The 12220-nt window shown below is 64.4% G+C and carries 10 protein-coding genes; 7 read left to right on the forward strand and 3 right to left on the reverse strand.

What is annotated here, in order from left to right; translation table 11 throughout:
* Positions 1 to 523 (reverse strand): 2-oxoglutarate and iron-dependent oxygenase domain-containing protein (locus ON20_RS26960; RefSeq protein WP_169332389.1); only part of this gene is annotated, 523 nt, incomplete at its 3' end.
* Between the two features lie 1770 nt (positions 524 to 2293).
* Here ON20_RS26960 and ON20_RS26970 point away from each other — a divergent pair.
* From ON20_RS26970 to ON20_RS26980, 3 genes are all read left to right on the forward strand, one after another.
* A complete protein-coding gene (locus ON20_RS26970; RefSeq protein WP_157229041.1) occupies positions 2294 to 3352 on the forward strand; it encodes a pyridoxal phosphate-dependent aminotransferase in 1059 nt (352 codons plus the stop codon).
* 141 nt (positions 3353 to 3493) lie between these two features.
* Positions 3494 to 4852, forward strand: coding sequence for an MFS transporter (locus tag ON20_RS33490; RefSeq protein WP_157229042.1), 1359 nt, complete (start codon positions 3494 to 3496; stop codon positions 4850 to 4852).
* The gene (locus ON20_RS26980; protein WP_157229043.1) at positions 4845 to 6404 is read left to right on the forward strand and encodes a hypothetical protein; all 1560 of its coding nucleotides are present in this window, start codon (positions 4845 to 4847) and stop codon (positions 6402 to 6404) included. Before ON20_RS33490 ends, ON20_RS26980 begins: the two co-directional genes overlap by 8 nt.
* A gap of 136 nt (positions 6405 to 6540) precedes the next feature.
* Here the strand turns inward: ON20_RS26980 and ON20_RS26985 are convergent, their stop codons facing one another.
* Entirely contained in the window at positions 6541 to 7536 is a 996-nt protein-coding gene (locus ON20_RS26985; RefSeq protein ID WP_083865319.1) for a C-terminal binding protein, read from the reverse strand.
* 4 nt (positions 7537 to 7540) lie between these two features.
* Positions 7541 to 8011, reverse strand: a complete 471-nt coding sequence (locus ON20_RS26990; RefSeq protein ID WP_040840144.1) for an SLC5/6 family protein — start codon at positions 8009 to 8011, stop codon at positions 7541 to 7543.
* Positions 8012 to 8610: 599 nt separating this feature from the next.
* Here ON20_RS26990 and ON20_RS26995 point away from each other — a divergent pair.
* From ON20_RS26995 to ON20_RS27010, 4 genes are all read left to right on the forward strand, one after another.
* Positions 8611 to 9093, forward strand: a complete 483-nt coding sequence (locus ON20_RS26995) for an adenosine-specific kinase (RefSeq protein ID WP_040840146.1) — start codon at positions 8611 to 8613, stop codon at positions 9091 to 9093.
* A 28-nt stretch (positions 9094 to 9121) separates the two neighbouring features.
* Complete coding sequence (locus ON20_RS27000; protein WP_051163408.1) at positions 9122 to 9346, forward strand: hypothetical protein; 225 nt, start codon at positions 9122 to 9124, stop codon at positions 9344 to 9346.
* A gap of 418 nt (positions 9347 to 9764) precedes the next feature.
* On the forward strand, positions 9765 to 11426 hold the full coding sequence (locus ON20_RS27005) for an AMP-binding protein (RefSeq protein WP_040840148.1): 1662 nt from the start codon (positions 9765 to 9767) through the stop codon (positions 11424 to 11426).
* 469 nt (positions 11427 to 11895) lie between these two features.
* The coding region (locus ON20_RS27010) for a dihydrofolate reductase family protein (RefSeq protein ID WP_040840154.1) at positions 11896 to 12220 on the forward strand (325 nt) is incomplete at its 3' end.

Raw genomic sequence — 12220 nt, forward strand, 5'->3', positions numbered from 1 at the left:
GGCGGGCCAGGAACCATCCGACAACCAGCGCCGAAACCGTGATCATCCCGGCGGCGAATACCGCACCGATCCGCATCGCCAACGATCGTGCCGCACGATAATAGGACTCGAATGCCCGGCGAAAGTTCTCCATGTCGGTGGGCCGGGTGTTCGGGGGAAAGAACTCCGACTCGTCCAACCGCGGACCCGCCTCGGCCGGGGCGAGACACACGGTGAAGGTTTCCTCGGGATCGCGTGGAGCACTGGTATTCGAGGACGACGCGTGCAGTGTGTTGACACCCCGGTAGCCGAGAAAGGAGCTCTCCGCTGACCTGCACCTGCTCTTGGCGTCCTCCGATTGATCGAAGAACGATCTCGAAACCGCGTAGGCGTTGTCGATCAAATCGGCGGATATGCCGTGGCCACCGCCGCGGAAAAAACCGATCTCCCGACACGCGCGATCAACCTCACCGGCAACGACACCCGGGTCGACCGCGTCGCTCGGCTCTACTGTTGGGATCGAACCCACCGTTGTCCTGGCCACCCTTCTCGCCTGCGCTCCCTCGAGACCGAAGCGCGCTGCCGAGTCGCGAGTATGCCCGCAAACCGGATCGTCGGCGCCACCCGGGATTCTCGCGGGTGAGAAATCCGTGCCCTTCGATGCAGCTACGCGTCATCCTCGATCTGGGCTACACCGTGATCCGATGGCCGACACCTGGATCGCGAGCTCGTCTCGCGGTGGTCCAGCTGTCGGCTATGCGTGTCCATCAGAGGTCTCGCCTCGAAGCGATATCTGAAATTGGCAGCCTGCCAAGGGAGTTCGACCGAATGTAGGGAATTCCCTACTGCCGGACCGTCGGTATTGGATCCCATTCTTGGGGTCGTGGCGCCGTCGGCGTGAATTCCGTGGCCTCCGGCAACCCCGGGCGAGAGATTGGACAACAGGTCCGTGCAGTCGACCGTTGCGTATCCCAGAATATCGATCCCCATCGTGGTGGTTCCCTCGCGGCAGATACCGCACGGTGAACTCGTCGTTGCGGTACGCCAGGAATATAACGGTGTGTCCCCGGCCGGAAGCCCGCGGGCGCGGGCCGTCGGCCGGGTGATCGCCATGGTGGGCCGTCCGGCCATCGACACCCACCCTTGCATCCGGGGGCCACTCCATCATCCGCGACGCTCGGCGGACCCTTGGATCGACCGTGCACCGGGTAGCGCTCACGTGACTGTCGCCGGTCCGCGGCGAAACACCGAAATGCCACGACGTGGCGATCGTCTGATCCCGCACGACGGGATCGAGAGAAAGGACGAATATGCCGCCGATGTCGGGTGGACCCGATCCGATCATCACCGTGGAGGAGCACGTTCCCGGATGCATGTCCACGATCATGACAAACTATCAAAACTCAAGTACACCACGAATCTGTCGTGGAGCCGAATCGAGGAGCCGACCACTCCACAGGTCACGCATTCCGATCGGACTCTACTGGCACGCAACCGAATCGAATGGCCCGATACGGCCGACGTGGCACAGTGATCGAGGTACGGAGATGAGCGGGTACCCCGCCCGACCGGCCTCCGTTGCGGAAAGTGGGTAAAAGGCCGGCGATGGCGTACGGGCCGGCGGGTTCGGCCGCTGTCGGCGCGCTCGTTCTCTTGCCAACGATGTGATCGAACGATTCGGAGGCGATCATCCGGACTCCTGTCGAGACGATGCGGACGCAACCGACTCGGTCGAGTCGCCCGGAGTCGCAACCGTAACGAGTCACACCGCGGCGGGGGGCACGCTTCCGATCAGGACACCCGGGCACAGAGGCCGGACCCGGCCGCTCCTCGGAAATGTCTTTGTCGAGACACCATCGCTGGTGGGTCCGCTCTACTCGAAGACGTGAGCAACGACCGCGGTCCGGCCTCTCGGTCGGCCACGGACCGGCCATCACCCGGTACATCTCTACCTCCTCGTGAGCGACCTCGCCGCCGAGGAGATTCCCGTGGCGACGACGACTACGCCGCCACGGGCAACAAGGTCTCGGCTCGCGGGTTCGACGGATACAAGGCCCACATCGCCATCGGCCCGACAGCGAGATCGTCACCGCCACCCCGGTCATTCCCGGCAACGACGGTGGCAGCACCGACATTGGAAGCTTCTATCAGTATTCGATATAGAACTGGAGACCGGCACATTATGAGACCGCGACAGAGGCAGGCGCCTGATTCACTTCCTCGTATAACGAGCACAACCTACGAGAGGCAAAGTCTCGGCCGAGCAATAAATCTATCGGATGCCCACTGTCGCCAATCGCTGTCGTCGTCCCAGTTGGCGATTGTCGAGAGACTTCCAGAACTGTTCCACGAAGCCCGGACTGCGCCGTACCGGGAACAAGAAGAGGCTTTCCTGAACGCCTTTATGAACTTGTCCGGGGAGCCGCTCATCGGGGATTCTTCTCGTTATCTTTTCTCCTATTCCGCATCCTGTGCGATTACCATGGTCGCCAGCCATTGCGCTCGTTTCGGTAAGCGAGTCGCATTGATAGAGCCTGTTTTCGACAGTATTCCTTCCATCTTGCACCGGGAGAATGTCGAGGTGGTTTCCCTGCCGGAGTGCGATTGCACCGTAGACCGCCTGCCTGCGGCCCTCGCTCGGCTGGATCCTGCGGTGGTGTGGTTGGTGACCCCCAACAACCCCACCGGTCGGGTATTGTCCGAGCCAGAGTTCAGGACCCTTGTCGAACTCTGCGGCGAGCGACACTGCACGCTCGTCCTCGATTCGGCTTTTCGGTTTTTCGCCACGGGATCCGATGACTGGTCGAAGTACCGGATCCTGGAGGACGCGGCAGTATCGTACGTAGTGCTGGAGGACACCGGAAAGACCTGGCCCGCCAACGAGATGAAGGTCGGGTTGACAGTGTGCAGCGAGGATATGTACCCGGATTTGAGCCGTCTACACGACGACCTGCTGCAGAGCGTCTCGCCTTTCCATCTCAGGGTACTACGAGAATTTATCGAAGATAGTGCACGGCACGGAATTCAAAACACCGTTCTGCCGCTCATGCGGAACAATCGAGCAATCTTACGATCGGTGCTGGCGGGTGACGTATTCCGGTTCGTCACAGAACCGGATTCGGCGATTCCAGTGGATTGGGTGCATCTCGCGGACTGCCTCGATTGTGAAACCCTGGCCCAGGAGACGATCGGCAACGGTGTCCATGTCCTACCGGGCACCAATTTCTTCTGGAGCCAACCGCAACGTGGCCGCCAGTTCCTTCGCATTGCCCTGGCCCGCGATCCAGAGTTGATCCAGCGGGGCGCCGAAATACTGGGACAAGCGGCGGACCGACTGGCCACGTCGGGTCGCGCCGTCTGTGCCGGAGAGTAGTAGAGACATATTTACTATCGATCTTCTTCTCGACGGTCGGCGCCCGATCGCCTACTCGGCGCGAGCGGCCGAGGCTCGCCACCGAACGGGCCGAGCCGGCTGCTCACCTCGACGCGATGCTCAGGTACCAGGAAAACGCGTGTGTCGGTTCGTTCGACGTTCCGTGCGGACAGCGATGCCATGAAAAGCTCTGCATGCCTTCGGTCCAATGCCAGTGCCTGGAGCAACCACGACTTCCGCAGGCTGTGGATGGGCGAGACGCTGGCCCAGATCGGCAGCCAGATCAGTGTTATCGCCCTTCCGTTGGTTGCCGTCGTGGTGCTCGATTCGGGGCCGAGCGCCGTAGCGCTGCTGACGAGCGCCCAGCACATCCCAATCCTCTTCGTCTCATTATTTGCGGGCCGATTAGTCGACCACTACTCAATTCGCGTGCTCCTTCTGGTATGTCACCTACCGCGAGCTGTCCTCATCGGTTGTGTGCCGCTGGCACACGTCGCCGGGGTCCTGAACACGTGGTTCTTGATTGCCATTGCCTTCACTGTCGGTTCTTTCAGCGCGGTGTTCGACGTCGCCTACCTTTCGTATGCCCCCCGGTTGGTTACGCGCAACCAGATCGAAAGCGCCAACACCAGATTGGAATGGACATATACCATTGCCGACGCGGCCGGCCCCGGAATCGGCGGCTTCCTTGTACAGGTGTTCGGCGCGCCCTTCGCGCCGCTGGTGAATACCGCGACCTATGTTGTGTCGCTGGCGCTCGGATGGCGCATCAGACCTGTGCGTGACCGCCCCCGAACGTCGATATCAGGATGGCGCGATATGACTGGCGACGCCCTGTTCGGGGTCCGAATGATCTGGCGGCATCCGGTATTACGATCCCTGGTTGCGCAGACCGGGGCATTCAACCTGCTCAGCCTCGTCGCGTACACATTTTTCCTTGTTATCGGGACAACGACCTTGAATCTGCCCGCCATTGCCTTGGGATGGATACTCGCGTCGGCAAATATCGGTGCCTTCCTGGGCGCATGCGGCGCCACCGCGCTCGGACGTAGATTCGGCGTCGGGCGCACGGTCGCCTGGTCCATTGCTGCCGGCACCGTCTCGCTGGCGCTTGTTCCGGCCGCCGATGGGCCAACTCCGCTCGTTGTCTTCGTACTCACCGCCGGTTTCACATGCCACGGCCTGGGCCTGGGAGCGTTCAATGTTCACGCACTCAATATCCGTGCCGAATGTGTGCCGACGGAGTATATGGGGCGAGTTGTCGGAGCATGGCGACTCATAAGCTGGGCCGCTGTTCCCTGCAATGGCATGCTCGCGTCGATATTGGCACTTTTCGTCGGCCCCCGCTGGGTTATCGCCGGCTATGTCGCCGTGTTCTCGATTATTTGCCTGAAACTGATCGCGAGCCGCTTGCTGAGATATCCAGGGAGTCTGCCCGCCGACCGGATAACAGTGGACGGAATGCCTGAACCAGGAAAGCCGAGGGTAAGTGATGATTGATGACGTGGTCGGATCGGATCAGGTGCCCGACTTCGCCGGCCACGACGCCTGGGCACTTATTCATCGCGCGGCCACCGGCGCACCCGCGTTCTCGTCCGCGGTGCGCCGGTTCGGGATGCTCACGATCGCCGAGTACCTCGATCGACTCGTCATTGCGCCGGCCCCCGATCCCGTCGGTGGCGGCGTCGCAGAGGTGGCCGACGCCGTCCGCGCCCTGGCCGAGCCGGTCTATGGCGAAACCGTCGCGAATCGAGCGGCGACCGAGATGCTCGCCGACCCGATAGTCGCCACCACGAACCACTCCGGCCTGGACACCATGGCGGATTCGTTCCACGCCACGCTCCTGCACTGTGTGCGCGGACAGCGGTATATGCCCGGTCGTCGAACAGCCGTCGTGCTCAGTTGCGGCTCGGTGAGCATGGACAATCCGACATTCCCGATGGGTCTGCTGTACTACCAACCACGCCGGCTCGGCTCGAAGACATACCGTTTGACGCTGCTATCACATCGACAACGTCGGCGGATGGTTCGTACCGCGCCACGCCTGACCTCCGCCGATATCGCCCGGGTGCGCGCCCGATTGACCTCCTACCGGGTCTCCGATTCGGATATCTCCGAGTACAGCAGGCGCCAATTATTGCGGGCACTCGACGAGGATGTGGATCGGCCCGATATCGCGGAAGCGGCTTCGTTCGACGACCAGAGTCGGCTGATCAATGCCCGCCTGTGGGACAGGTCGGTGCCGGCAACCTGCGCGCGCCCCGTCTACGTCGAACTCGAACGGGTAACTGCGCTCCTGCTGGCACGGGATCTTCGGGACACCTCTAGCCTGATCTACCCGCTGGTGTTCGACCATGAGGTGCGCACTCGACTGTTACGGGCATTGGAAGGCGTCCGTGGCTGCTGGCGGACCGAGGTATTGGAGCAGGGAGATCCGCGGGGCGGCACCCACCTGTTCTGGACCGTCTCACCGCAGGGGTCCAGAGTGCCGGTTGTCGTGCGTTCACAAGGTGGTTCGGATCGGCTGGTCGAGGTGACCGCGGCCACCGATCCGCGGTCATGGGAGCTGGCACCGGAACCACTGGCGCAGGCCATCGCCGCCGAAGAGTTGATCCCCGCACTACCCACCTGTTTTACCGTCGTGTCCTCGGCCCGTGGCGTGGGCTGTCTCGGCGGCTATTACCAGTCCGAATATTTGCCGAGGGTGCACGCCGCCGTGCGGACCACGATCGAACAATGCGGTATCGGTGATCGCTCGGTGGATATTCCGATGGGCTGGAATCTCGCCGGAATACAAGCGGTCCTCGGGCGGGACACGACCGGGACGCATATTCCGCTCGGTCCGGTCGCACTCGCGTCGGAAGGAGGTCTTTCCGAGCAGGAAATCGCGGGCATACTGCGGACACCGATGGTCGAAGCGCAGGTAGCGGCATTGTCGGAAATACTGGTGGATTTGTTGGCGGTCCGCGAGATCACCGGGCCGGACGCCGAACGACTTGTCGGCGCGCTGTCCGATGCTCGCGGTATGGTGTACCGCGCCGTGGGCCGCTGAGGACCATAATCGCCGGTCAGCGGTTCTCATATGCGGCATTTCGGCGCCATCGCCATCGCTTTCACTCGTGATACTTGTTGTAGCTGTGCAGGCCGTGACCGACAGCGCCACGGCGGGGCGGATTTGCCATTCGATGTCAGCGGTCCGAGGTGATATCGCTGCCGGGGCACGACATCGATGCGATGTCGGGACCGGTCTTTGGCGGAGGCGTGTTGTTCAGAGCGGCGGCTACATCGGCCGCGACACGGCGAGCGAGTGTCTCGGCGACGCCTGGCGAGTAGAAAGCCGCGTGGGGGGTGATAACGAGGTTCGGAAATCGGAGAATCGGGTCGTTCGGCGCCGGTGGTTCCTGTGGAAGCACATCGATCGCAGCGCCGGCAAGCCGGCCACTGCGCAACGCGGCGCCGAGAGCATCGTGGTCGATCAGTTCTGCGCGGGAGACGTTCACCAGGTACGAGCCAGGCGACATGGCCGCCAGGGCCGTGGCATCGATGATGCCGCGGGTCTCGTCGGTCAGCGGAACGTGCAGACTCAGCACATCGGCTCGACGCAGCAATTCGGGCCACTCGACCACGGTGACGCCCCTGGCAGCCAATTCCGATATGCGCGAGCCGAGTGAACGCCCGCATGCCAGCACGTCGATGTCCAGTGCACGCGCTCGACGTGCCACGGCCGTGCCGATCCTGCCGAATCCGTAGAGGCCCAAAACGGTTCCGGCGATGCGGCGTGGCGGTGACGCGGTGATATTCCACCGTCCTGTCCGCACCGCTGCATCGAGCGAGGTAGTCGAACGGAGCAGGCCGAGAACGCTTGCCAGGGTGTGGTCGGCGACTTCCTCGGTGCAGTAGTCCACCGTGTGCGTGACCCGGATTCCGCGCGCCCGCGCCGCTCGCAGCGGGAGATGGTCGTAGCCGGTCGATGTGGCGGACAGGACTCGCAGGTCCGGCAACGCGGCGAGATGCGCATCGGCAAGCCTCACGGCTTCCGGTCCGACGAGCAGCGCAACAATGCCTGGGCCCGTGGGAACCTCCTCGGCAACGATCACCTCAGCGGCGAGTCCATCGGCGGCAAGGCACTCGGCGAGCACCGGAGCGGGAATGACATCGTCGAGCAGGACTATCTTTTCGACCATCGCGCTATCCGCTGACCGATGGTGACACGGCCTTGGTCTGTCCCGCGGTTCGCGCCTCCCATACGGACAGGGCACTCACCGGGATCCGCGGCGTCGGCAGGCCGACCGCTACGAACCCAACTGTGGCGGTTGTTGGTCCGAGGTGGGCCGGTTCGTCGACAAGGATGTCGCCGACCGCGTACATGGTCGACAAGGTCGCGACGATGCCTATGCCGATCGCGGTCGGTGCAGCGGCCCTGGTCGCCCCCTTCCGGACAGGTCCACCGAGGACGGCTACGAGCAGTCCGCCGGCCAGAATGCCGTATGCGGTGGTCAACGCGTAGACGATGCCGTGGATCAGGGCGCCTGAAGGCGTGGACATCATCGCTGCCATCACCGCCGCGAGCACAATGCCGCCGAACCCAACCGGCATGCCGAGCCGGACGACTTCGACATAGAGGTCGTCCTTCGCCTGGAAACCGGAATCGGAGTCCATACATCAACCGCGTCGATCCGCGACTGGCTCCCGTCCTCGTCTCCAGCAGCTTCTCGTGAACCACCGTGCTCCACATCGACATCAAACCACCAGCGACACAACCACGCTCATTGTCCACGCGAATCAGTCGATCAGGGCAGACGGTCGCTGCCCCCATGATGTACCCATTCCATTGCGGTGAAAATGCGGAGACTGCCCAGGATCCATACCGCAGCCGAAAGCCGGCCCCGACAACGCGATGACTATGGCGACCACCCGCCCCGGCTCTCACGCCCGGGGCGAGAAACCGGCGTAGTCCCGAGGACGACCGGCGGGGTTCCCTCGGCGTCGGACAGCACGTGGACCTTGGAAGCGGGCTTGCCGCGGTCGACCGGGTTGCGTCCGGTCAGCGAGCCCCCCTTTCGCCTGCTCGCACGCCGAGTCCGCCCGCTACTTGGGGGCGGTCCGGCACAGCCGAGCCGGAGTAGTCCCTTCATCCGACCCCGAGCGACATCGGCAGCACACCTGGTCGCGCTGTCCGACCACCAGAGCAGAAGATCCCGGCACGCTGGGACTTATCGCCCTGGCGGGTGCGACCCACCCGAGCGCACACTGTTGCGATGGAGCTGACTGCGGTGCGTATAGACAAACCGGATGATCTCAACGTGATAATCGGGCAGTCCCACTTCATCAAGACCGTGGAAGACCTGCACGAGGCACTGGTCGGGATCAGCCCGCACCTGCGGTTCGGGCTGGCGTTCTGTGAGGCATCCGGGCCGCGGCTGGTCCGTCGCTCCGGAAACGACGAGAACCTGATCGAGCTCGCGACGAAGAACGCGGTCGCTGTCGGCGCGGGGCACTCGTTCATCGTATTCCTACACGAGGGCTATCCGGTCAACGTGCTCAATGCGATACGGCAGGTCCCGGAGGTCTGTGGAATTTTCTGCGCCACAGCCAATCGGGTCGAGGTGCTGATCGCCGAGACAGAGCTGGGGAGGGGCATAATCGGCATCGTCGACGGGACCGTGCCGGTGGGTGTGGAGACCCGGGATGACCAGGAAGACCGCAGGCGGCTCCTGCGCCGCATCGGGTACAAGCTGTAGCATTTCTTGCCCAAGCAACGGATGAGCGGTGTCGCTGCCGCGAGCCGGTGACCGGGCGCGAGCGAACGCTGCGGTTCGTTCTTCCGCGGTCGCCGACTCGAAACAGACACCGTTGTGCACCTATCTGTGGGCGGTGTTGCTGACCGGGCTGTTGTCCAACAGCGTATTCGGCCGACCGTGGGCCGATCCGATCGCCGCCGGCGCGTTGATCGGGGTGGCCTGTGGTGAGAGGTTTCTCTTATGGCCCCGCTGATGAGCTGTTCCGGCGGCCGGTACTCGGGCGGTTCCTGCCGGCGCAGCCGGGGCGCCTTGCTCGACAGTTCGTAGGTCGCCGATCCGACCGGGCGCGGGTCGCTGCGCCGTACATCACCGACGTGATCTCCATCCCCTCGAGGAAAAGAGAGGAGCACGAAACACGGGGCGATTCACGGGCCGGTGATGCCGACTCTCATGCCCTGCCCTTCCGGTCGGACCTGCGCGCGCCGGACGACCGGTGTGTGATGGACGGAGCCGCCTATCGGTCGGCGGATCCCGGCGGAGCGGGATTCCCGGTGATCGAGAACGAGCGGCCGCAACCTCTTCTTCCGGTGCTACCTTCCTCGACACGCCCAATCCGCGCCGGGGCCGACCGACGTACTCCTGAGCCGATGAACCCCTGAAAGGAGCAGGCGATAACCACGGTTCCGACACCGGAGTACGCCACGATCGCCGAGCTGCTGCTCGCGCGCGCCGAGGACGACGGCACCGCCCTGCTGTTCGAGGACAGCCGGTGGAGTTGGCGCGAGCTGGTGCAGGAGTCCGCCGGTCGGGCCGCGCTGCTGCGGCAGTTGCGCCCTGAGGACCGGCCCTGGCATGTCGGGGTGCTGTTGGAGAACACTCCTGAGTACCTGTTCCTGGTCACCGGCGCAGCTCTCGCCGGCGCCACCGTGGTGGGTATCAACCCGACGCGTCGTGGTGCCGAGTTGGCCGCCGCCATCCGCGGGACCGACTGTGCGCTTATCGTCACCGACGACGCTTACGGCGATCTGTTGGACGGTATCGACCACGGGGCCGAGCGGGTCTTCGATGCCGACGGCGCCGACTACACCGGGCTGCTCGCCGCCCACAGGGGTGCCGTGCCGGAGCCGCCCGCCGAGGCGCTCGATCCGCGCACTACGCTGCTGTTGCTGTTCACCTCCGGCTCAACTGGGGCGCCGAAGGTCGTGATTTGCTCCACTGGGCGGTGGGCGTTCATCACCCAGAGAAACCCGATCGAGTTCACCTCCGACGACGTGGCCTACAACGCGATGCCGATGTTCCACGGCAACGCGCTGATGAGCGCCTTCGGACCCTGCCTGGCCAACGGGGCGGCCTTCGCAATGCGGCGGCGGTTCTCCGCCTCGGCTTTCCTGCCCGACATTCGCAAGTTCGGGGCGACGTTCTTCAACTATGTGGGCCGCTCGCTGGCCTACGTGCTCACCCAGCCGGAGCGGCCCGCGGAGGCCGACAACCGGTTGCGGTTCGGGTTCGGGACCGAGGCGTCGACGAAGGACCGGAGGGAGTTCCTCCGCCGCTACGGCTGCCCGCTGTTCGAGTCCTACGGGTCCTCGGAGGGCACCTGCTACATCATCCACACCCCGGACACCCCCGACGGGGCGCTGGGGCTGCCGCAGCAGGGGCACGTCGTGGAGATCGTGGACACCGACGGCCGGGTGTGCCCGCCGGCGGAGTTCGGCGAGAACGGCGAATTGCTCAACGCCGAGGAGGCGATCGGGGAGATCGTCTCCCGTGGGGCGGCCGAACGGTTCGAGGGCTACTACAACAACCCTGCCGCCGGGGCGGAGAAGCTGCGCGACGGCGACTTCTGGACCGGGGGCCTCGGCTACCGCGACCGCGACGGGTTCTTCTGGTTCGCGGGGCGCACCGCGGATTGGCTGCGGGTGGACTCGGAGAACTTCGCCGCCGCCCCGGTCGAGCGGATCCTCGCCCGATTTCCGCAGGTGACCGCGGTCGCGGTCTACCCGGTGCCCGACCCGGTCACCGGCGACCGGGTGATGGCCGCACTGCAGCTGTCCGACTGCGCCTTCGACGCCGACGGGTTCGCCCGCTTCCTGAGCGAGCAGTCGGACCTGGGCACGAAGTGGGCGCCCTGGCTGGTCCGGGTCACCGGGCAGCTGCCGGTCACCGCGACGCACAAGATCAGCAAGCCGACCCTGCGGCGGATGGGATGGGGTGGTGACGAACCGGTGTACGAGCGCCGCGGCTCGTCGTACGTGCTGATGAGCCCCGAGCGCAAGGCCGAGCTCAGTCAACAGTTGGCCGACCACGGACGCGACAACCTGACCCGTATCTGAGGCCGGCTGCGGGACGTGCACAAGGCCGGCGGCGGCTGCTGCCACGCACATCCGCCGGTCGGCACGAACACGATTGCGACCAACACCGCACGATCATCGACCAGAGCGATCCCACCACGCTGCCTGCACGCAGCGAACTTCTTCGATCAGCGGTTCGGCGATATCCCATAACGTATCCGGAACCAGACAACGAGCCAGAGCATCCACCACCGAGCACGCAATACGGTGCAGCCGCTTCCGCCCGCATGAGACGACCTCTTACCCGGGCGCGATGAAACTTCACCGTCGAGAAACGCTGATGAGGCTGTGGATGCCGCGAGTGACGTCGGTGTCGGTTTCGTCCAAGACAGCAGCACTTCCCGCCCGTAGGCTGCGAGCGGCGATCCGAGGTGGCGTGTCGAGCCGACACCCGGGCCGCCTGTATCCACTGGCCACGGCAGTCTCCGCCGTCCATTATCTGGAGGATTCCTTGACACGTGAACTGGTCTACACGGGCTTCGTGACGCTGGACGGAGTGCTGGACTCGCCGGGCGGCAAGACCGAGGGGCACCGCGGCGGCGGCTGGGTGTCGGATACCGAGTTCGTGCCCGAGGCCTACTCGCTCAAAGCGGAGGAACTCGCCGAGACGACGGCACTGATGTTCGGGCGGCGCAGCTACGAGTTGTTCGCCCCGGTCTGGCCCGGTTCGCAGGATCACCTTGCGTACAAGGAGCTGCCCAAGTACGTCGTCTCGACCGGTCTCACCGACGACGCCGTGGTCGAGGGGTGGGGCCCGATCACGATCCTGCGGTCCA

Source organism: Nocardia brevicatena NBRC 12119, from assembly GCF_000308495.1.
GTDB classification, from domain to species: domain Bacteria; phylum Actinomycetota; class Actinomycetes; order Mycobacteriales; family Mycobacteriaceae; genus Nocardia; species Nocardia brevicatena.

Excerpts from the sequence above, each read along its gene's own strand:
- ON20_RS26980 (WP_157229043.1), top strand. The coding sequence starts at position 4,845 with ATGATTGATGACGTGGTCGGATCGGATCAGGTGCCCGACTTCGCCGGC.
- ON20_RS26990 (WP_040840144.1), bottom strand. The coding sequence starts at position 8,011 with ATGGACTCCGATTCCGGTTTCCAGGCGAAGGACGACCTCTATGTCGAA.
- ON20_RS26995 (WP_040840146.1), top strand. The coding sequence starts at position 8,611 with ATGGAGCTGACTGCGGTGCGTATAGACAAACCGGATGATCTCAACGTG.
- ON20_RS26985 (WP_083865319.1), bottom strand. The coding sequence starts at position 7,536 with ATGGTCGAAAAGATAGTCCTGCTCGACGATGTCATTCCCGCTCCGGTG.